22 protein-coding genes, 1 tRNA gene and 1 riboswitch are annotated in these 20857 nt (G+C 56.8%); of the genes, 6 read left to right on the top strand and 17 right to left on the bottom strand.

What is annotated here, in order from left to right; all coding sequences use genetic code 11:
- Positions 1 to 121: 121 nt before the first annotated feature.
- The 10 genes from FPY71_RS04955 to FPY71_RS04910 form a co-directional block, all read right to left on the bottom strand.
- On the bottom strand, positions 122 to 604 hold the full coding sequence (locus FPY71_RS04955; protein ID WP_149298158.1) for a F0F1 ATP synthase subunit B family protein: 483 nt from the start codon (positions 602 to 604) through the stop codon (positions 122 to 124).
- Between the two features lie 14 nt (positions 605 to 618).
- A complete protein-coding gene (locus FPY71_RS04950; RefSeq protein WP_149298156.1) occupies positions 619 to 1230 on the bottom strand; it encodes a F0F1 ATP synthase subunit B in 612 nt (203 codons plus the stop codon).
- A 77-nt stretch (positions 1231 to 1307) separates the two neighbouring features.
- On the bottom strand, positions 1308 to 1532 hold the full coding sequence (locus tag FPY71_RS04945) for a F0F1 ATP synthase subunit C (RefSeq protein ID WP_039189151.1): 225 nt from the start codon (positions 1530 to 1532) through the stop codon (positions 1308 to 1310).
- 157 nt (positions 1533 to 1689) lie between these two features.
- On the bottom strand, positions 1690 to 2439 hold the full coding sequence (locus FPY71_RS04940; protein WP_149298154.1) for a F0F1 ATP synthase subunit A: 750 nt from the start codon (positions 2437 to 2439) through the stop codon (positions 1690 to 1692).
- 178 nt (positions 2440 to 2617) lie between these two features.
- Complete coding sequence (locus FPY71_RS04935) at positions 2618 to 2974, bottom strand: AtpZ/AtpI family protein (RefSeq protein WP_149298152.1); 357 nt, start codon at positions 2972 to 2974, stop codon at positions 2618 to 2620.
- Between the two features lie 90 nt (positions 2975 to 3064).
- Positions 3065 to 4144 carry a cell wall hydrolase gene (locus FPY71_RS04930; protein WP_188052209.1) on the bottom strand — a complete coding sequence of 360 codons (1080 nt, stop codon included), beginning with the start codon at positions 4142 to 4144 and terminating at the stop codon, positions 3065 to 3067.
- Between the two features lie 113 nt (positions 4145 to 4257).
- The gene (der, locus tag FPY71_RS04925) at positions 4258 to 5664 is read right to left on the bottom strand and encodes a ribosome biogenesis GTPase Der (protein WP_149298148.1); all 1407 of its coding nucleotides are present in this window, start codon (positions 5662 to 5664) and stop codon (positions 4258 to 4260) included.
- A gap of 23 nt (positions 5665 to 5687) precedes the next feature.
- Positions 5688 to 6392: a tetratricopeptide repeat protein gene (locus tag FPY71_RS04920; RefSeq protein WP_149298146.1), complete on the bottom strand. Its 705-nt coding sequence runs from the start codon at positions 6390 to 6392 to the stop codon at positions 5688 to 5690.
- 201 nt (positions 6393 to 6593) lie between these two features.
- Positions 6594 to 6668 (bottom strand) — tRNA-Gly (locus tag FPY71_RS04915).
- 120 nt (positions 6669 to 6788) lie between these two features.
- Positions 6789 to 7271, bottom strand: coding sequence for a hypothetical protein (locus FPY71_RS04910; protein WP_149298144.1), 483 nt, complete (start codon positions 7269 to 7271; stop codon positions 6789 to 6791).
- A 154-nt stretch (positions 7272 to 7425) separates the two neighbouring features.
- Here FPY71_RS04910 and FPY71_RS18425 point away from each other — a divergent pair, with 154 nt between their 5' ends.
- Together FPY71_RS18425 and FPY71_RS04900 are read left to right on the top strand one after the other, a co-directional pair.
- Complete coding sequence (locus FPY71_RS18425; RefSeq protein ID WP_188052208.1) at positions 7426 to 7578, top strand: hypothetical protein; 153 nt, start codon at positions 7426 to 7428, stop codon at positions 7576 to 7578.
- Between the two features lie 662 nt (positions 7579 to 8240).
- A complete protein-coding gene (locus FPY71_RS04900; RefSeq protein ID WP_149298140.1) occupies positions 8241 to 9188 on the top strand; it encodes a GT-D fold domain-containing protein in 948 nt (315 codons plus the stop codon).
- Positions 9189 to 9196: 8 nt separating this feature from the next.
- Here the strand turns inward: FPY71_RS04900 and FPY71_RS04895 are convergent, their stop codons facing one another.
- On the bottom strand, positions 9197 to 10279 hold the full coding sequence (locus FPY71_RS04895) for a 2'-deoxycytidine 5'-triphosphate deaminase (protein WP_149298138.1): 1083 nt from the start codon (positions 10277 to 10279) through the stop codon (positions 9197 to 9199).
- 95 nt (positions 10280 to 10374) lie between these two features.
- A riboswitch (SAM riboswitch) is annotated at positions 10375 to 10453 on the top strand.
- 51 nt (positions 10454 to 10504) lie between these two features.
- Between FPY71_RS04895 and FPY71_RS04890 the strand changes: the two genes are divergently transcribed.
- Positions 10505 to 11704, top strand: a complete 1200-nt coding sequence (locus FPY71_RS04890; protein WP_149298136.1) for an O-succinylhomoserine sulfhydrylase — start codon at positions 10505 to 10507, stop codon at positions 11702 to 11704.
- A 66-nt stretch (positions 11705 to 11770) separates the two neighbouring features.
- Positions 11771 to 12163 (top strand): Co2+/Mg2+ efflux protein ApaG, encoded by a 393-nt coding sequence (gene apaG / locus FPY71_RS04885; protein ID WP_149298134.1) that lies wholly within the window; start codon positions 11771 to 11773, stop codon positions 12161 to 12163.
- 95 nt (positions 12164 to 12258) lie between these two features.
- Here the strand turns inward: apaG and FPY71_RS04880 are convergent, their stop codons facing one another.
- The 3 genes from FPY71_RS04880 to FPY71_RS04870 are packed head-to-tail and all read right to left on the bottom strand — an operon-like array spanning position 12259 to position 15369.
- On the bottom strand, positions 12259 to 13248 hold the full coding sequence (locus FPY71_RS04880) for an Hsp33 family molecular chaperone (protein WP_149298132.1): 990 nt from the start codon (positions 13246 to 13248) through the stop codon (positions 12259 to 12261).
- Positions 13241 to 14173 (bottom strand): ornithine carbamoyltransferase, encoded by a 933-nt coding sequence (argF, locus tag FPY71_RS04875; protein ID WP_149298130.1) that lies wholly within the window; start codon positions 14171 to 14173, stop codon positions 13241 to 13243. Before argF ends, FPY71_RS04880 begins: the two co-directional genes overlap by 8 nt.
- A complete protein-coding gene (locus FPY71_RS04870) occupies positions 14170 to 15369 on the bottom strand; it encodes an aspartate aminotransferase family protein (protein WP_149298708.1) in 1200 nt (399 codons plus the stop codon). Before FPY71_RS04870 ends, argF begins: the two co-directional genes overlap by 4 nt.
- A gap of 438 nt (positions 15370 to 15807) precedes the next feature.
- Here FPY71_RS04870 and FPY71_RS04865 point away from each other — a divergent pair, with 438 nt between their 5' ends.
- The gene (locus tag FPY71_RS04865; protein WP_149298128.1) at positions 15808 to 16437 is read left to right on the top strand and encodes a GcrA family cell cycle regulator; all 630 of its coding nucleotides are present in this window, start codon (positions 15808 to 15810) and stop codon (positions 16435 to 16437) included.
- Positions 16438 to 16714: 277 nt separating this feature from the next.
- Positions 16715 to 18535: an SLC13 family permease gene (locus tag FPY71_RS04860; RefSeq protein WP_149298126.1), complete on the top strand. Its 1821-nt coding sequence runs from the start codon at positions 16715 to 16717 to the stop codon at positions 18533 to 18535.
- A gap of 34 nt (positions 18536 to 18569) precedes the next feature.
- On the opposite strand, the gene phoB is transcribed toward FPY71_RS04860, so the two are convergent.
- From phoB to pstB, 3 genes are read right to left on the bottom strand one after another with little or no spacing between them, the layout of a single operon-like run.
- Positions 18570 to 19289: a phosphate regulon transcriptional regulator PhoB gene (phoB, locus tag FPY71_RS04855; RefSeq protein WP_149298124.1), complete on the bottom strand. Its 720-nt coding sequence runs from the start codon at positions 19287 to 19289 to the stop codon at positions 18570 to 18572.
- A 5-nt stretch (positions 19290 to 19294) separates the two neighbouring features.
- Complete coding sequence (gene phoU / locus FPY71_RS04850; RefSeq protein ID WP_149298123.1) at positions 19295 to 20023, bottom strand: phosphate signaling complex protein PhoU; 729 nt, start codon at positions 20021 to 20023, stop codon at positions 19295 to 19297.
- Positions 20024 to 20039: 16 nt separating this feature from the next.
- Positions 20040 to 20798 (bottom strand): phosphate ABC transporter ATP-binding protein PstB, encoded by a 759-nt coding sequence (gene pstB, locus FPY71_RS04845; protein ID WP_246160166.1) that lies wholly within the window; start codon positions 20796 to 20798, stop codon positions 20040 to 20042.
- Positions 20799 to 20857 lie beyond the last annotated feature (59 nt).

Raw genomic sequence — 20857 nt, 5'->3', positions numbered from 1 at the left:
GGCTGCACTGCAAGAGTAACCGGCGCAGATCGGGCAAACAAAATGCCCGGCTCGAACGATCGAACCGGGCATTTTGAAATCACAGGTAAACTCGGTCGATGACCTGATGTCTGTAAGCAGACTAATTGAGCTTGCGGCGAACTTCTTCAATCGAACGCTCGGTCAGGCCAGTGTCTGCGCCCAATCCCTTTTCACGGATGAGAGTCGCCGCAGCCTGAATAGCAATGTTAACCGCGGAAGAGCGAACCTCGGCAACAGCATCAGCCTCAGCCTGAGCGATTTTCTGTTCGGCCGCAGCGGTGCGGCGCGCAACATATTCTTCGCTCTTCACGCGGGCTTCTGCGACAATCGCGTCTGCCTCACGCTTGGCACCGGCAACAATCTCGCGAGCTTCAACCTCGGCCTCACGGCGACGACGCTGATATTCGGCAAGCTGCTGCTTTGCCTCTTCCTTCAGTTCACGCGCTTCTTCAATTTCTGACTGAATGCGACCTGCGCGCTCGTCCAGCGACTTTGCAATTGTGCGGTGTGTGTTGAGGTACCAGAGCAGTACGAAAAAGAGAATGAGTGCGACAAGGGCGAAGAAACTTGCATCAAAGGCCATGATTTCTTTCTCCCTCAGCGCGCGGAACGGACAGCATTGGCCACGTCTTCACGCGACACATCATTGCCGGTCAGTTCCGAAAGTATAGCCTCAGCGGCATCCTCGGCAATTGTACCCACATCAGCCAGTGCTTTCGCCTTGACGTCTGCGATATGTGCCTGAGCTTTTTCAAGCTTGCCATCAAGCTCCGCCTCGTTGCGGCGACGCTCTTCATCAGCACTCTGGCGCGCTTCGTCACGCGCTGTGTGGCCGATGGCATGTGCGCGTTCCCGCGCCTCAGTCAATTCCTGTTCGTAGGCGGCGCGTGCTTCGTCAGCATCAACGCGCATACGTTCTGCGGCCTCAAGGTCGGCAGCAATTCTGCCACGCCGCCCTTCAATAATGCCAGCAAGACGCGGCACTATGGTTTTGGCCAGAATGAGATAGAGAAGCCCGAAGAAAATCGCCAGCCACAGGATCTGTGAAGCGAAAAACTCTGTTTCCAGTGGCGGAAAACCGCCACTTTCATGGACTTCCTGACCTTCAAGAAACACTGCTTCCGGAGTCGGGGCAACAAGCTCCGAACCCAGAGGTGCGTCACCTGCCGAATGATCTTGAATTTGTGCGTAAGCTTGGCTGATGAACATCTCTTACCCCGGTCAATACAAGCCGGCCGCCATATTTCAAAAAGGCGGCCGGAAGCACAATCCCCGTTCAGTCTATATTAGACGAAGAGGAGGAGAAGCGCGACGAGCAACGAGAAGATGCCCAGAGCTTCAGTCACAGCGAAGCCGAATACCAGACGGCCGAACTGGCCGTCAGCAGCCGACGGATTGCGAAGAGCGCCCGAAAGGAAGCTCGAGAAAATGTTGCCGAGAGCAAGTGCCGTACCGGCCATGCCGAAGCATGCGAGACCTGCACCAATGTAGCGAGCGGCTTCCGCGTCCATGTGAAACTCCTGTTTTGGATCGTGCGGGAGGAATCCGCGACCTAGGCCGCGAAAGTCGAAGGGGTTCTAGACCATTCAGGGCAATTCGTGAACCGCTGAATGGTCTTTATTTCTAAAGTTTCTTCCAGGCCAGACCCCGGCCTTTGGAAAAACCATCCTAGTGGTGCGTATGAACCGCATCATTCAGATACATGCAGGTCAATACGGCGAAGACATAAGCCTGAAGGAAGGCTACCAGAAACTCAAACGCTGTAAGGCCCATAGTCATAAGCAGCGGCAGAATCGCCCCGGCTACGCCAACTGCGCCAAGTGAACCAAGCGACACGACAAAGCCAGCAAACACTTTCAGCGCGATATGGCCAGAAAGCAGGTTTGCAAAAAGACGAATGGACAAGGAAATCGGCCGGGAGAGGAACGAGATCACCTCGATCACCACCACAAAAGGCACAACCGCCGCCGGTACACCGGATGGCACAAACACCTTGAACCATGAAAGGCCGTGCTTGCTGATGCCGTAGACAACAACCGTGCCAATAACCAGCATTGCCAGGCCGAATGTCACGATCAGGTGGCTGGTTACGGTGAAAAAATAAGGGAACATGCCAAGCAGGTTGGCCACCAGCACAAACATGAACAGAGAGAAGACCAGCGGGAAAAACACCATTCCCTTGGAGCCAGCCGAATCTCTCAACATATTGGCGATGAATTCATAAGCCAGTTCGGCAACCGATTGCGCCCGACCGGGGATCTGGCCGCGACCACTTGTCGCAAACCACAAAAACCCGGATGCCGCCACGACCGTCACCGCCATGAACAACGATGAATTGGTGAAGGAAAGATCGATTCCGCCGATTTCAATCGGCACGAGCCTGGAAATCACGAATTGATGAAGCGGATCGTTCGCCAAGCTTCTGGTCCTTGTTTCATATAAGCAAACCGCAGCACAGATGCGCCGCCTGCCCAATTCCTGTCTTGAGCCAATCTGCGCAGAGCATTTTCAGGTGACTCTCAGCAGATGGGTTCATGCTCAAGCGAGCGTCACTGCCATAGCGTCACCGAACCAGCTTCGCAACACCCTTTTGGCGCTATTTGCTGCTGTTATCCGCGTCTTTTTGCATTTCTGCCGTGTTGGTGCGGGCAGATGAGCGAATGACATTCAGCACTCCCGCTGCAAAACCAAGCAGCAGAAACACAATCAGGCCGAACGGCCGGGTGCCGAAAAACGTGTCAATTCCGTAGCCGATCAGCGCGCCAACAACCACGCCGGCAATGAATTCAGAGGCAATGCGCAGCCCTGCTGCCATGCCGGAAAGCCCGCCCTTTGGCGCCAGCATGGAAGATTGCGGCAACTGCCGTGACTTCACAGCATCCAGTCTCTGCGAAAGCTTTTCGCGCCGCTCCAGCCATTCCTTGTCAGATTCAGGCAGATCGTCTTGAACCATGATGTCGCCTCGCTCGCGCAAAATTTACCCGGAGCAGACAGAAGTCCCCGGCATTTTTGATGGAATCAACCCCATCGCCGGTCATTTGCCTCAGTTCCACCCGCCATTGAAAGTGCGATAGAAGACATGGAGCCCGATTTTTTCGACTTTTTCCATCGCGCGAGCCCAGCGTGGCCGCACATAAGTTGCATGATAATGCGTGGCAGACCCGACTTCGGGCAGCCATATCTGGCCGGCAGTCACTTTCTGACCAATGGCCTTGGCGCGGTCATATGCACGCTGGTTGGTAATCCTGTCGGGAATTCCATCACAGGCAAAGGAAAACTGGCAGCGATTGCGCATGTGGCGATTCTGATAGACGACACCGCAAATCGTGTCCGGATAGGTGGGATTGCGCACCCGGTTTAGAATCACCTGTGCAACAGCGGCTTGCCCGGTCTCGGATTCCCCTCTTGCCTCAAAATATATGCCCGTAGCGAGACAGGTCTGCTCGGCGGTGGAATAGGCGGATTCGGGCAGAATTTTTGCTGCCCAGGCATGGTCGTTTTCGCCCAGCGGTGGCACAAATCCGTCGTCACGGCCCGTCAAGATATCGTCAAACCGGCTGGGAAGGCGTGGTGTTGACGTTGGCGCATAGGCCATTTCCATGGATGCACCATCAGGCTTGCTCGGCGTTGCCGCAGGCTCATCAGCAACATTTGCCATAACCGTTTCCACGGTATCGCGCAACGGATGCGGGCGTTCAAAGCTGGAAAACACCAGCTCTGCGGCCTCTGCCTCTGCTGGCAGGCCGGAAAGCGCCGTCAGCATCAAGCCATCGCCCGGTGCGCGCTCTGCAGCGGTTTGCGGCTGGACAGACAAAACGGTGCCGGTGGAAAACATTTTAAGCTGAGTGTACGCGCTCAGAACGCGGTCGCCCCGTTCGGCAAGCGGAGACGTGGTTCGCAGCGACGCCAGCTCCTCAATTTCCAGTTGCACGGCCTGTTGCAGCAATTGTGCCGCCAGTTCCAGCTCAAGCTCTGCTCGCTCAGATTTGGCAACCGGGTTGCCGGTGCCCAACACGGCTGCGATGGCAAAGCCGCCGGCAACCAGCCAGTGGCCCCGCAGTGCATGACGGCTGTGGCGGCGTTGGCTTTTCGCCTTTCCGCTTGGTTTTAAGCTGGCATGCATTCCCGGCATCCGGATCAATTTAACGAATGCCGATCATCCTTCATTAACCTTAGCGAGGAGTTAATAAGACGCCATTTAGCTTAACAAAAAGCAAAATATCTAAAGTTATTCCTTTAGTATTTCTTTGCGCGCGATGCATATGGATTGTTGGGTTTACGCAGGTTCAGCCGAATAGGAATGCCCGCCAAACCAAAATCCTCACGCAGTCCATTGACCAGATAGCGGGTATAGGCAGCGCCCAACGCATCTGGCCGGGATGTCGAAATGACGAATGTCGGCGGCCGGGTTTTCACCTGGGTGATATATTTCACATTAACCCTGCGCCCTGCCACAGCAGGCGGCGGGTGGTGTGACACCATACGTTCCAGCCACTGATTCAGCTTCGCTGTGGAGATACGCCGATTCCACGTCTGATGTGTTTCCACAATGGCTTGCATCAGTTTGTTCAAGCCCTCGCCCGTCTCGCCAGAAACGGTGATGGCCTTCACACCGCGCATTTGCGGCAGCAGGCGCGTGGTCTTTTCACGCAGTTCGGCCAAAACCTCGTGCCGGTCTTCGATCATGTCCCATTTGTTGAAGGCAATAACCGGAGCCCTGCCCTCTCGCTCGATCAGATCGGCGATTTGCAGGTCCTGCCGTTCAAAAGGCACATTCACGTCCAGAACCACAACAACCACTTCTGCAAATTTGATGGCGCGGATGGCATCTGCGACCGAAAGCTTTTCCAGCTTTTCCTGAACTTTGGCCTTGCGGCGCAAACCCGCGGTATCAAACATTTTGATCCGGCGACCCTGCCACTCCCATTCAACCGAGATGGAATCACGAGTGATGCCAGCCTCTGGCCCCGTCAGCAGCCTGTCCTGCCCAAGAAAGCGGTTCACCAAAGTCGATTTGCCTGCATTGGGACGCCCGACGATCGCAATGTTCAGCGGTTTGGTATCGTCATAAGTGTCAACAGGCTCGCCGTCCTCGTCAAAGGCCAGCTCAACATCGGCCTCCGCTTCCTCCACCTCTTCGGCAAAGGCATCCTCGCCCAAAGCCTGAACAATAGCGTCCCGCAGTTCGCCCATGCCTTCGCCGTGCTCGGCAGAAATCGCAACCGGCTCTCCAAGGCCCAGGGCATAGGTGTCGTAAAATCCGGCGTCCGACCCCTTGGCCTCTGCCTTGTTGGCTACAAGCACCACGGGGCGTCCGGCACGCCGCAGCATTTCTGCAAAGTGGCTGTCATGCGGCGTCAGGCCGGATTTGGCATCAACGACAAACAGGGAAAGGTCGGCCACAGCAATGGCGGATTCTGTCTGGGCACGCATGCGCCCTTCCAAAGTTTCAGCCCCGGCTTCTTCCAGACCGGCCGTGTCCACAATGTCAAACTCAAGGTCGAACAGTGTCGCCGCGCCCTCTCGCCGGTCGCGCGTTACGCCCGGCCTGTCATCCACCAGAGCCAGGCGCTTGCCCACCAACCGGTTAAACAGGGTAGACTTGCCGACATTGGGTCGGCCGATAATGGCAATGGTTACCATGGCGTCTGTGCGCCTTCCTTTATTTACTGCGTAGCCGCATCTGGAGCGGCAGCGCCCGTACTAACCGGCTGCTGCTCGTTTGCGGCAATAAGATCCAGCATCAGGCGCGCCCGCTGGGCCAGCCCCTGCGGGGTCGCAAAATCCTCTGCAAGCTGGCTGAAATAGGACTTGGCCCCGGCCGTATCGTTAGCTTTCCACAAAGCCAGGCCAATGGCTTCCAGCGCGGGATGGCGAAGCGGCTCGTTTTCGCTTGCCAGACGCTCGACCCGCTCACGCACATCATCCACTGAACCGGTGTCCACAAGAATATAGGCAGCGCGAATCGCCGCTACATCGCGCAATGCCGTGGGGGTGGAGCGGTTGGCGGCAACAGCATCAAATCCGGCCAGCGCAGCCGCCAGATCACCGGCCTGCTGCTGGTTTGCGGCAAGCTGCATCTGGGCAATTTCCCTGTAGCTGCCATGCCCATCGGCGGCCAGTTGCTCCAACGCTGCCTGTGCGCCTGCATTGTCACCTGAACTTGCCAGTTCAGTTGCGGCAATCAACCTGTCGCCGTCCGCCGCGGCACGTTCAGCGGCCAGCTTGCTCCACACAACATAGCCGATCGTGCCGAGGATAATCAGAGTAATTACCCCGATCAGGATCGCGCCATATCGTTTCCATATGGCCCGAACACGCTCCTGCCGGATCTCTTCATTGACCTCGCGGATAAAGGTATCATTGCTCATATGCGACGTTATCCATTGCGCTGAAAGCGAGACGACAGGGTGAACTTTTCCACCGCGCTCGCAAATCGATCTTCTGGCTTTCTAACGATTTTTTCGCCCAGAGGAAGGGCGGCCCGCGAGTGCAGCGGTAAATTTACCGATTTTGCCTGTGATGAGTTAAAGCCCTGTACGCGAACACAAGACGCAAACAGTTGAAATTTCTGGAGCGGGCGATGGGGATCGAACCCACGACATCAAGCTTGGGAAGCTTGCGTTCTACCGCTGAACTACACCCGCTCATATGCTGCAAGCACTACAATACAAGGGTTTGCAACACAATAGGGGAAAGTGCTCTCAGAGCAGAAATCAGACCTGACGGCGTGGATCTGCAGGTGCCGACGCAGGTAGTCCCGGATTTCATTTCCAGCCCGGCAGCGCCTGAACGTCGAATCCGCCGACTTTGAACACCGCATGCCGCTTTGCACCGCCTTCTGCGGTAATGGCAATTTCGAGCACTTGGGCATTGTCCAGGTTCCGCCAGATATTGCGGGCGTTGCGCAATGTTAACGTGGTGTCAGATGTTGGAAGGATTGTGGCGCGGACAGTTTCGACCGTTGCCCCGTCGAGTGACAGAGCAACACGGCAACCGGTGACGCAGTCTGGAAGAAAAGGCAGCGCCACATGTGCCTGACGACCGGCAATCTCACTGTCGTAGAAAGTCAGAGTGGCAGAAGCGCCGTCATCCACTTTCCCGGCAACGGTTGCGTGCAGCCGGGTGGCATCTCCGGAGCCGTCACGGCCATATTCCCAAGACCCCGCACTGACCTCCTGCGCAACAGCCGAACACCAGAACATCGGGCCCATCAGCAGGATCTTCAAAAGCAGGGACGTTTGCGTCATCGGTTCAACTCCTTTTTCAGGCTTTGTTATTGAGACGCCGGTTGTCGCACCGAGCTTGGTTCAACGCATTTCCACACATTGATTCACATTGACGCATTGCAGACCTGCAAAAAGATGGTTAACCACCCACCATCAACCTTAAACAGGATTATCCATGTCAGGTTTGAAAACTCATCGTATCATCGGCTATGCCATCGCCATCGTCATGATCGGCGCAGCTATGATTGCTCTGATGGACGATGAAGGGCGCAAAGCCAACTTCCGCGACAGGGCACACGAGGCGGTTCAAATAGACCGACGCGGCTGATCATCAGCCTTGATGCAGAGTACATAAGCAGTCATATACATAACTCATAGGTGCGTTGTCGGTGCGCCGAATTGTGATGTGCCTGTGGAAGCCCAGCGATGATCAAGTCAGAGACTAGCTTCACAAAGGCTGCGTTTGACACAGAAGACCACGCTGCGCCTCTCCTTCTGGAAGAAGAGCGGCTTCTGCGTCACGCTCTGAAGTTGATATCTGAAAGGCAAATCGCCGAGGCAGAAATTCTGATGGGCGAACAGCTCGGCAGCTTTCCGGACATAAGCTTTCTGGTACGGATGAAAATCCTCCATTACAGGGGCAATCAATACCCTGACGATGATGAGGTAGTGCGCTATTTCCTGGCGAATTTAGCGAACAGACTGATAGCGAAGTATATGTTCGAAATCGTCGCAACGCAGTTTTGCCTGTCAGAAAACCTCGTTTACTTGCAGAAACTGCTGGCGAATTGCCCCGCCCGGCGCAAATATCCGTTGTCTCAACCAACCTGTCTGGGCGCCGCCAGGTTGTTGATCAAGAATGGCTGCACAAATGAAGCCGTTCATTTAATTCGCAGCTTTCTGAAAAGAACCCAGGCACCCAGCGAAGATAAGCTCAAATTTTCTGAGCTTCTTCGGTCGGTCAATCGCACAGATATACTGGATCTGGCATTGGCCGATACCGCACAATGGCGCGATTATCTGGATTTCGCGGCCGGGAAGCTTGACGATTTCTCACTGCAGGAGCGTGAAAATTTCCGCTCATTTGTCCAGCGCCCCTATTCGATCGTTACCGCCAACAGCGATTTGATGGACATTCGCTTCTGCCAGGAAAAGCGGAAGCGGCTGGAGGAGATCATCCAGCATCATCTGGTCTCTGGAACAGCTCTGTCACTCATCCGTCTGGGTGACGGCGAAGCCTACGGATTTGCACCTCCAGCAATCAGCGGAGCAGGACGTGCCGATTTTGATGCAGATGATCGGCTTCGCGAGGCCATCTGGTGGGGTAAGCACCCTCTCCCTGAACAGGCAGAGAGACTTCGCGGGCTCTTTCAGCAAGCGGTCAATGAGGCAGATATTCTGGCTATCCCGAGCATATTCAGATGGTTTCGCGATTGCGGGCGCATGGCTTCGGGGCTTGCGGGAACCCGCGCGAGACGAGGCCTGATAGCCGTGTTGAACGGAGTGGCCGCCCTGGCTCAAAAGCCTGATCGCCTGTTTACGGAGGAAAGGGTGCATCAGTTTGTCTTCAGTGAAGACTTTCTGGAGCAATTGGCAAAGCAGGCGCGCCATGTTGTTGTCGTAACGTGCTGGCGGCAGACGCAACTGAAGCCCGCTTTTCTTGCCAATGCCCAAATGATTGCCGTTTCGCCGCACACCAAAGTGCGGGACGGCCAGTCATTTGAAGAAATGCCGCCTTTGTTTGAAAACTACCATACGGTGATCAGCCAGATTGAGCGGGTGGCGCAACCCGGAACGCTGGTTCTGATCGCAGCGGGTTTTATCGGCAAGATTTTCACCCATGCCGCCCGGCAACAAGGCGCGGTCGCCCTGGATATTGGCGCATGCGTTGATTACATGGCCGGCAGGAAAACCCGCAGCATCAGCGACCTGGTGTAGCGCCAGTTTCAGGCAAAATGTTTGGACAACTTCAGCCGCTGCGCCTGGTAATTTGAATTGAGGTCTGAGCCATAGAGCTTTTCCGGCCGCGAGGCCATGCGCTCATAAATCAGCCGTCCGACAATCTGTCCGTGCTCAAGAATAAACGGCACTTCATGGCTGCGCACTTCCAGCACTGCGCGGCTGCCGCCGCCGCCCGCCGCCTGATGGCCAAATCCCGGGTCGAAGAACCCGGCATAATGCACCCGGAACTCCCCAACCAGCGGATCAAATGGCGTCATTTCGGCAGCATAGTCCGGAGGCACATGAACCGCTTCTTCGGAAACCAGAATGTAAAATTCATTCGGGTCGAGCACCAGTTCGCCGGATTTGGAGCGGTAAAGCGGCTCCCAGAATTCGGAAACCTGATGCGCCGCCCGCCGGTCCACATCAATAACCCCGGTGTGCCGCTTGCCGCGGTAGCCTATCAGACCGGTTTCATCGCCGTTCAAGTCTACCGACAGCGCAATGCCACCACCGGAAATATTGGCATCGGTGGAATTGGTAATTTTTTCCGCCAGGTGCAGTTGCGCAAGCTCCTCGCCGCTGAGCTCTGCGCGTCCGCTGCGAAACCGTATCTGGCTCAACCGGGAGCCCTGCCGAACAACAACGGGGAATGTCCGGGGCGAAATTTCCAGATAGAGCTGGCCGGAATAGCCCGCGCCCACCTTGTCAAACTCCTGCGCTCTGTCAGTAATGACGCGGGTGAAAATATCCAGACGACCGGTCGAGGATTTCGGATTGGCGGCAGCGCGCACCGTTTCCGGCAGGTTCAGGCTTTCCATCAGGGGCACAATGTAGACGCAGCCTGTCTCCAGCACCGCACCCGCCTGCAAATCAACAACGTGCAACGAAAACCGCTCCAGCGCATCTGCAACCGTTCTTTGCCGCCCCGGCAGGAAACTGGCGCGCACGCGGTATGCCCGGTCGCCGAGGCGCAGGTCCAGACTGGCAGGCTGCACCTGATCGGACGCAAAAGCCTGTGCGGCAACAATGGCACCGGTATCATACAAAGCCCGAATGTCTTTATCCGGCAAAATTCCGTCCTGCATGCCTTCGCCCCGATTTTTTTCTGCCAGACATGCGCTACAGATGCTTGAGCAATAAAGCAACCAAAGTGCGTTGACGCAGGCTAATTGCAGGATTATGCACAAAGAGTGGTGATTTTGCCGGCCGGCTTGCAGCCACGTTAAACAAGTCGCTAAAAGGGCCGATCTCCTTCCGGGCCGGTCATTGTTGCGTCGCCAAAGTCAGGCCGACTGTTCGAGGGACCCCGCATGTCAGAAAATCCGGCTTCACGTCGCCCGCTTCGTCCAGCAACTGCAATGGTGCATTCCGGTACCGTGCGCTCAGGCTTTGGTGAAATGTCCGAAGCGATTTTTATGACGCAGGGCTTTGCCTACGACAGTGCGCAGGCAGCAGAAGCGCGTTTCAAGGGCGAAGAGCCGGGCTTTATCTACTCTCGATATGCCAACCCCACCACCCGCATGTTTGAAGAGCGGATGATGCAGCTTGAAGGCGCAGGAGATGCCCGCGCCACAGCCTCCGGCATGGCGGCGGTTTCGGCTGCGCTGCAATGCGCGGTGCAGGCTGGCGACCATATTGTGGCTGCCCGTGCACTGTTCGGCTCCTGTACCTATGTCATCCAGAACGTTCTCGGCCGTGCCGGCGTAACTGCCACTTTTGTGGATGGGCGAAACCTGGATGAGTGGCGCGCAGCCGTTCAGCCAAACACCCGACTGTTTTTTCTGGAAAGCCCGACAAACCCCACGCTGGAAATCATAGACATTGCTGCCGTGGCCAAGGTTGCGCACGATGCCAACGCAATTCTTGTGGTGGACAATGTCTTTGCCACACCTTTGCAACAACGACCTCTGGAACTGGGCGCAGATGTGGTGGTCTATTCAGCCACCAAGCATATTGATGGTCAGGGTCGCTGTCTGGGCGGCATCATTTTGTCCTCTGCCGAATGGATTGAAAAAAATCTGGCAGATTTCTTTCGTCATACCGGCCCGTCCCTATCGCCCTTCAACGCCTGGATTTTGCTGAAAGGCTTGGAAACAATGCCGCTGCGCGTTCGTCAGCAGACAGAGAATGCCAGCCGCATAGCCGATTATCTGGCCAGCCGTACTGACAAGGTCAAGCGGGTGATCTATCCCGGCCGGGCAGACCACCCGGATGCCGAGCTCATCAAACGGCAGATGACCGGTGGCTCCACGTTGATCGCCTTTGAGCTGGTGGGCGGCAAGGAAGCTGCATTCCGTGTGTGCAATGCGCTGGAAATTGTCACGATTACCAACAATCTGGGCGATGCTCGCAGTCTGATAACCCACCCGGCCACCACAACGCACAAAAGCCTTTCAGACGAGGCGCGCGCGGCGGCGGGCATTGGTGATGGGCTGTTGCGCTTTTCTGCCGGGATTGAGGATAGCGAGGATCTGATAGAAGATTTTGCCGCCGCACTCGACGCGGCTTGATTTCGGCGTCAGAAAGCGGCTTCCTTGGTATCTTCCGAATCTATACAGCGTTACGCTGGGCAAAGCATGTACAAGCGCACGACGGCACACATCACGGTAACGGTGACACCGGCCTATCTGGCAGAGCAATCCAACCCGGAAAGCGGCAAGTGGGCGTTCGCCTATCGTGTGGAAATCAAGAACGGCTCGGGAGAGCCGGTTCGTCTGCGTTCGCGCTATTGGCACATAACAGACGATCGCGGCCACGTGGAAGAAGTGCGTGGCCCCGGCGTTTTGGGTGAGGAGCCGCTGCTGCCGCCAGGCAACAGCTATACTTACACATCCGGATGCCCGCTTGGCACGCCATCGGGCTTCATGCGGGGGCACTATAATTTCGAGCGGGCGGATGGCTCCATGTTTCAGGTCGCCATACCCGCCTTCTCCCTTGATATACCTGCGCAGAACAGAACGCTGAACTAGAGCAGTTCTTTTTTCGACAGTCTGCGGATGGCCAGAACTTGCCCAGCACAGTGAACTGCCGTGTCAGACGCGGCTTGGCGATCCGTTGAAACGCTTCACTCAAACTCTTCCGGCTTGAAGGTGTAGGACTCGCTGCAGAATTCGCAGGTCACCTCAATAACCCCGTCTTCCGTGCTTTCCTTCAGTTCTTCCTCGGTAAAACCGGCCAGCACTTCGCCAATTCGCTCTCGTGAGCAAGAGCATTGGTCAACCACCGGAGTTGGAGGAAAAACCCGCACCCCGCGCTCGTGAAACAGCCGGAACAACAGCCGCTCAACTCCCACGTCAGGGTCAACCAGCTCAGCGTCCTCTACGGTTTCAACCAGCGCCTGAACTTCCGTCCAGGCATCATCAGTCTCAAACTCCGGCACTTCCGCGTCGTCCGGCGCATCACCCCCAGGCAGGTCGGGCATGCGCATGCGTTCCGGCGACTGCGGCAGAAACTGAACCATCAGCCCGCCAGCCCGCCAGCTTTCCGCAAAGCCACCACCTTCCGCCCGGCGCGCAATGCGCGCCACCGTCAGCCGTACGGTGGTTGGTATCTGCTCAGACTGCCGGAAATAGCTTTCCGCCACCTCTTCAAGCGTTGCACCAGAAAGCTCGACAATGCCTTGGTAGCGCTGCGTGTTCTCTCCTTGATCCACCGTCAGTGCCAGACTGCCGCGACCCAGCAACTCCTCTGGCGAAATGGCCCCGCTGGCCTGCGCAGCGGCCAATCGGTCTTCATCATATCGCGCATAGGCGCGCACGCCCGATGGCGTGGTGAAATCCACAACCAACAGGTCAACCGGGCCGTCTGTCCGGGTTTGCGAAATGAATTTTCCGTTGAATTTCAACGATGTGCCCAGAAGCACCGTCAGAGCAATCATTTCCGCCAGCAGCCTGGAAACCGGCTCAGGATAGGCATGGCGGGCCAGTATGTTTTCCACCAGACCGCCAAGCTGTACTGCACGCCCACGCGCATCCAGCCCCGATACCTCAAAGGGGACGACAGCGTCATCCCCCGCAAATCCAAATTCACCCAGCTCCAGATGCTCGTCAGTCATTGCGGCCCACCTCGCCGAAACACCATGCCAGAATGGACTTCTGGGCATGAAGCCGGTTCTCTGCCTCGTCAAAAACCACGGATTGCGGACCGTCGATCACAGAATCCGTCACCTCTTCACCACGGTGCGCAGGCAGGCAATGCATAAACAAAGCCTCGGGCGCAGCGTGGCGCATCAACTCGTCATTGACCTGATAGGCCATGAACACTTCATTGCCGCGGGCCTGCTCCTCACGTCCCATGGAAACCCAGGTGTCGGTTACCACGCAATGCGCCCCGGTTACGGCCTCAACGGCATTGTATCCTGTGTGAATATCCGCGCCTTCTGCCCGTGCCTTCGCCAGAAAACGCGGATCAGCTTCTGAACCTTCCGGCGTGGCAATGTTCAGCCGGAATCCAAAACGGCCCGAAGCCTCGATAAAGGAATTCAGCACATTGTTGCCGTCTCCTGACCAGGCAAAAATCTTGCCCTGCAGGGATCCGCGTTTTTCCTCAAATGTCAGAAGATCAGCCATGATCTGGCAGGGATGCGTGTCATCGGTCAGCGCATTGATGACCGGCACAGTGGCTGCCTCCGCCATTTCCAGAAGACGGCCATGCTCTGTCGTGCGGATCATGATGGCATCGACGAAACGCGAGAGCACCCGGGCGGTGTCGGCGATGCTTTCCGAACGGCCAAGTTGCATTTCCGTGCCCGACAGAAACAGAGTTTCACCACCCAGCTGACGCATGGCAACATCAAACGACACACGCGTGCGTGTGGAAGGCTTTTCAAAAATCATGGCCAGCATTTTGCCATCAAGCGGCTTCGGCCCTGCCCGGCCAACGCTTTTGCGCCAGAGTGCATCGTCCATTATGGCGCGCAAATCCTGCGATGGCATTTGTGCAATATCAAGGAAATGCCTGACTTCGACGCCACTCTTCATGCTGCATTCTCCCCCAGCGCGGTGGAAATGCTCTCCGCCGCCGCCTCAATTCTCCGAAGCCCTTCACGCAGTTCCTCTGGCGCAACCACAAGCGGCGGAAGCATCCGAACAACATTGTCCCCTGCCGGCACTGCCAGCATCATCTGCGCCCGCAACGCGGCGATGAAGCTTGTGTTTGGCACACGCATTTTCAGGCCAACAAGCATTCCCTCGCCACGAATGCCTTCAACCACATCCGGAAAACGATCTGCAATGGATGCCAACCCCTGTTTAAACAGGAGTGCCATTTCCTGAACATTGTCGAGGAAGCCCTCTTGCAGCACAACGTCCAGTACCGCGTTGCCCACAGCCATGGCGAGAGGATTGCCACCATAGGTTGTGCCATGAGTTCCCGCCACCATTCCGGCAGAAGCGGCTTCCGTAGCAAGACAGACGCCCATGGGAAAACCGCCGCCGATGCCCTTGGCAGAGGCCAGAATGTCCGGTGCAACCCCCGATCCCTGATAGGCGTAGAAATGCCCCGTGCGGCCAACTCCGGTCTGAACCTCGTCATAAATCAGCAAGAGGTCGGATTCATCGGCAAGCTTGCGAAGCTGGCGCAGAAACTCCACCGGAGCCGAGCGTATGCCGCCCTCACCCTGAATAGGCTCAATCAGGAAACCCGCCGTCTCGTCCGTCATCGCCGCCTTGACAGCTTCAATGTCGGCAAACGGCACCTGATCAAAACCCTCGACCTTGGGGCCAAAACCTTCCAGATATTTCTGCTGCCCGCCAGCGGCAATGGTGGCCAGCGTCCGCCCGTGGAAAGCGCCTTCGAAGGTTATGATACGGTACCGTTCGGGGTGGCCATTGGTGTATTGATAGCGACGCGCGGTTTTAACGGCGCATTCCAGCGCCTCTGCCCCGGAATTGGTGAAAAATGCCCGGTCGGCGAATGTTGCCGCAACCAGCCGGCGGGCCAGCCGTTCCTGACCGGGAATTTCATACAGATTGGATGTGTGCCAAAGCTTCTCGGCCTGCGCCTTCAGCGCGTCCACCAGATGCGGATGGGCGTGCCCCAGCACGTTGACAGCAATGCCACCGGAAAAATCCAGATAGCGCTTCCCGTCCTCTGTCAGCAGCCACACCCCTTCTCCTCGCTCCACTCGAATATCAGCGCGCGAATAGGTGGCGAATAGCGGTGAGTGGCTGTCCATTTCGGGGAACATGAGGTGTCAAATCCAGAAAGAGTTGGGAATTTTGAAAAGGAGGTCCGGCAAGTCCGCCATGGCAGACCGAAAACCACCCCGTTTCATCGGTTGAAATCGCGTTAGGCTATACCACGGCTGGGGCGGGAATTGTCAACGAAAGGGAATATTTCATCTTGAAATCCCGTCGCCGACGGTCAATAGATGCGGGCAAATGACAATCCGGTCTGTAAAGCACCGGAAAGGCTGGGGATATCTCGTCTTTCGATTCGCCAAATGTTTCAGGACTCTTGTCAGCGAGTCTACCTATTTGATAGTTTATATAAAGACACCATATTCAGTGCGGCCTACCTGTCATTTCCTTACATGTGGTGCATGACCCGGGGCTTCCCACCCGCGGGCGTGGGGATGGATTCCGCCGCCGATCCGAACTGAAGGAGCCTGCCTATGAGCTGGACAGACGAACGTATTGAAACTTTGAAACGCCTGTGGAGCGACGGACACAGCGCAAGCCAGATTGCCAATGAATTGGGCGGCGTAAGCCGCAACGCTGTTATAGGCAAAGTTCATCGCCTGAAGCTGGAAAGCCGTATCAAACCGGCAGCTACGCCGACCACGCCCGCAGCACCGCTTGCTGCCGCAGAGCCGGTGAACGCCGCGCCAGCGCCACAACCTGCTCCGCGCCAGGCCGCGCCTGCCGTGCTGGAAGCGCGTGAAACGCCGCCAGTGGCAGCAGCGCCGGCAACGCCGCGCATTTTGCCGAGTTCGGCACCGCAACCGGTTGCCCAGCAGTCTGTAACACGGACGCTTGGCGCAACGGCACTGAAAATCGAGCCTCAGTTTGCGCCATATGAGCCAAGCGTGGAAGAAGACCGGCCAAGTGCAGAAGTTGTGCCGATTTCACGTAACCTCACCTTGGTGCAACTGTCCGAGCGCACATGCAAATGGCCAATCGGCGATCCGCTGTCACCTGATTTCCGTTTCTGCGGCAATCATTCGGGTGATGGTTCACCCTATTGCACCTATCACGCGCGTATTGCTTTCCAGCCTGCATCAGAGCGTCGCCGCGTTCGCTGAACTGGCCCATACGGCAGATACCCACGGCCCGGCCTTTGCGCCGGGCCTTTTCATTTCCTGAAAGCTGAGATGCTTGGTCAGACAGTTTCAGGTGATCCCAGGATCGCTTAAGACCCCCAGCCACCTTGCATCGTCGCTTTGTCTTGCCGTTGAAGCGGTTCCGTTTCGCCGGGGAATGCTCTAGCGCAAATTTGAACAGCCAAACTGGCACGGAACAGGTAGCAGTTGCGACACCTGCACCGCACAATTCATTGATGATCCAGGATTGGAATGGTTTGTGAATTTTGAACTGGCAATCGTCTTATGTCTTCTGGCTGCAACCATTTTCATGTTCGCCACCGGCCGCCCGCGAATGGACGCGGTGGCACTGACCATGATGGCCATTCTGCCATTGACCGGCACCATCACCATTGCTGACAGTCTGGCCGGGTTCAGCGATCCGAACATCATTCTCATCGCGCTGCTGTTTGTGGTTGGTGAGGCTTTGGTTCGCACCGGTGTGGCGCAGAAAATGGGCGATGGCCTCATTCGCTATGCAGGCCCGGGCGAAACCCGGCTTCTTGTGCTGTTGATGTTGCTGGTGGCGTTTATCGGCGCGTTCATGAGTTCTACCGGCGTGGTGGCAATTTTCATTCCCATCGTGCTGCGCATAGCGGGGAATACCGGCATTGCTGCTGGCAGGCTGATGATGCCGCTCAGCATCGCTGCGCTGATCAGCGGCATGATGACACTTGTCGCCACCGCGCCCAACCTTGTGGTGAACAGCCAATTGGTGCGTGACGGGCATGAAGGCTTCAGCTTTTTTGCTTTCACCCCGTTCGGTATTCCCATTCTGGTTCTGGCCATCGGCTATATGCTGCTGGCACGGCGATGGCTTGCCCCAAAATCAGTGGCTGAACCTGCAGCCCGCCCGCGGCTATCAGACTGGATCAGCGATTACAGCCTTGCTGGTCGTGAATTTCGCATTGCACTGCGGAAAGACTCTCAATGGGCAGGCAAACGGCTGGATATGCTGGATCTGCGCGCGACATCGGGCATCAACATCATTGCTGTTGAGCGCCACAGGGGCATGAGCCGCAGGCTTATCAGACCGGTTGCCAGCACGCAGTTACAGGCAAATGACGTGTTGTTTCTCGACGTGCTGAATGGCGACAGGGAAATGGAAGCGCTCTGCCAGCACTATGGGCTAAACCGACTGCCAATCTCTGGAAATTATTTCAGCGACAATGCGCAGGACATCGGCATGGTGGAACTGATGGTTCCGCCCAGTTCGCGGCTGATTGACAAAACCGTGGCGGAAAGCCGGTTTCGCAGTGAGTATGACCTGTCAATCATCGGCATCAAACAGGGTTCGACTGCCTCTCAGGGCCCGGTCCACTCCCAGCGCCTGAAATTGGGTGATACGCTGCTGGCCGTTGGTCCGTGGAAAGCCATCCGCAACATTCGCCACGACCGCAACCTGCTGGTTCTGACCATGCCGGCAGAGCTGGACGAAGTTATTGAAAAGCCCACGCGCGCGCCTTTCGCCATTGCCATCCTGGCGCTGATTGTCGCACTCATGGTCAGCGGCGTCGTGGCCAATGTTCAGGCCGCGCTGATCGGCTGCCTGTTGCTGGGCCTGTTCGGTTGTGTGGATATGAACAGCGCCTATCGGTCTATTCACTGGCAAAGCCTGATCCTGATTGTTGGCATGCTGCCATTCTCGCTGGCTCTGCAAAACACCGGCGGGGTGGATCTGGCAGCCAATGGGCTGCTGTCATTGATTGGCGAAGCCAGCCCGCGCATCGGCCTTGCGGCGATTTTCGTAACCACGGCAATTCTCGGACTGTTCATATCCAACACAGCCACAGCCGTGCTCATGGCACCGGTAGCGCTGGCGGTCGCGGCAGAAATGGGGGCATCCCCCTATCCCTTCGCCATGACGGTTGCGCTGGCGGCATCGGCAGCGTTCATGACACCGGTGTCATCTCCGGTTAACACACTGGTTGTCGGCCCGGGCAATTACAGCTTCTTTGACTTTGTCCGGATGGGTGTTCCCCTGGCGCTGATCGCGCTTTTCACCAGCATCGCCATTGTGCCTGCGGTCTTCCCATTCTGAACCAAACCCCGCTCGGTTTCTTCAGAATGGGCAATCAGGCGCGCAGGCCGGATGTTTTCAGGCTGGCAAAAGTTTCATCCAGCGAATAGCCCGAGCCGCGAACTGTCCGGATCGGATCACGCTGCCGGCCGCGGTTGATCGCCTTGCGCAGGCGCCCGACGTGCACATCCACTGTGCGCTCATCCACGTAGATGTCCCTGCCCCAAACGCCATCCAACAATTGCTCGCGGGAAAACACGCGGCCCGGAGCCTGCAGGAAAAACTCCAGCAGCTTGAATTCCGTTGGTCCAAGCCGCACTTCCCGGCCCGACCGACGAACACGATGCGTTTCACGGTCCAGATCGATATCACCCGCAGACAGTTGCGATGAAATGCGCTCGGGCTTGATGCGCCGCAGCAGCCCTTTGACCCGCGCCATCAGTTCGGGGGTCGAGAACGGTTTGACCACATAATCGTCTGCGCCAACGGAAAGCCCGCGCACACGCTCACTCTCTTCACCGCGGGCGGTGAGCAGAATGATGGGCATCCGCTCTGTTTCAGCCCGCATGCGCAAGCGCCGGCACAGTTCAACGCCGGAAAGGCCCGGCAGCATCCAGTCAAGGATCAGGAGATCCGGCACCTCTTCCTTGAGGCGCAGATCGGCGTCATCCCCGCGCATGATCGTGTCAACCGTGTAGCCTTCGGCTTCAAGATTGTATCGCAGGAGGACGCTGAGAGCCTCTTCGTCCTCCACAACCGTAATACGTGCGTTCATGATCACTACTCGTTTGAACCGGCAACGGTCGCCGGAAGCACCATTGTCGCAGTCGCATCGCTTTTCGGCCGCTCGGACTCGAACTGCTGTCCGGTCTGAATGTAGTAAACCGTCTCGGCGATATTGGTGGCATGGTCGCCAATGCGCTCAATATTCTTGGCGCTGAACAGAAGATGCGTGCAGGCCGTGATATTGCGTGGGTCTTCCATCATGTATGTCAGAAGTTCGCGGAAGATCGACGTGTACATGGAATCGATGTCTTCATCGCGCGCCCGCACTGCCGCAGCCCGCTCCGCATCACGCGCCGCATAGGCATCAAGAACATCTTTCAACTGCTCCTGCGCCAGGCTGGCCATATGCTCGATGCCGCGTGTCAATTGCAGTGGCTGGCCAAATTCATGCACTGCAATCGCGCGCTTGGCGATGTTTTTGCCAAGGTCGCCAATGCGCTCCAGATCAGATGCGATGCGGATTGCACCCACTATCTCGCGAAGATCGCGAGCCATGGGCTGGCGCTTGGCGATTGTCAGAACGGCACGCTCTTCCAGCTCACGCTCTGCCGCATCCAGCAGCACATCGTCTGCCACCACTGTCTGCGCCAGCGAGAGGTCGCTGCGAATAAGCGCGCGCACCGATTGCTCCAGCATCCGTTCTGCCTGACCGCCCATTTCGGAAATGCGGCGCAGAATGAATTTCAGTTCCTCGTCATAGGACCGTACAATATGGTCTTCCATCAATTCCTCCTGCGAATTAGCCAAACCGACCGGTAATATAGTCCTGGGTGCGCTTGTCATCGGGGTTGGAGAACATTTTCTCCGTTGCCCCCACTTCAACAATGCGGCCCAGGTGGAACATGGCCGTACGTTGCGACACACGTGCCGCCTGCTGCATGGAGTGCGTGACGATGACAATCGTGAAGTTCTGCTTCAACTCGTCAATCAACTCTTCAACTGTTGCGGTCGCAATCGGGTCCAGTGCCGAGCATGGCTCGTCCATCAGGATGACTTCCGGTGAAACGGCAATGGCGCGCGCAATGCAAAGGCGCTGCTGCTGACCGCCTGAAAGGCCGGTGCCCGGCTCATCCAGCCGGTCCTTGACCTCTTCAAACAAGCCAGCGCGTTTCAGGCTCGTTGCAACAATCTCTTCCAGATCGGTCTTGTTGCGGGCCAGACCGTGAATTTTCGGTCCATAGGCAACATTCTCGAAAATCGATTTCGGAAACGGATTGGGCTTTTGAAACACCATGCCCACCCGGGCACGCAGTTCCACCACATCCAGATCAGGCTGGTAGATATCTTCACCATCCAGCGTGATCTTGCCGACGATCCGGCAGCCTTCAATCGTGTCATTCATGCGGTTCAAAGTGCGCAGGAATGTGGACTTGCCGCAGCCGGATGGGCCGATCAGCGCAGTGACCTGACGCTCCGGCACATCAAGATCCACGTCATACAGTGCCTGCTTGGCACCGTAAAAAACGCAAACCTTTTCACCGCGCATCTTTGTCAGCATCTGCTTCTGTCCCACTGGTGCCGAACCGGCCGTCAATTTGATATTCTCCATCATGGTCT

Source organism: Aureimonas fodinaquatilis (assembly GCF_008369445.1).
GTDB classification, from domain to species: domain Bacteria; phylum Pseudomonadota; class Alphaproteobacteria; order Rhizobiales; family Rhizobiaceae; genus Aureimonas; species Aureimonas fodinaquatilis.
The sequence above is the reverse complement of the archived record's forward strand: the minus strand, read 5'-3'. Positions and strand labels throughout refer to the sequence as shown.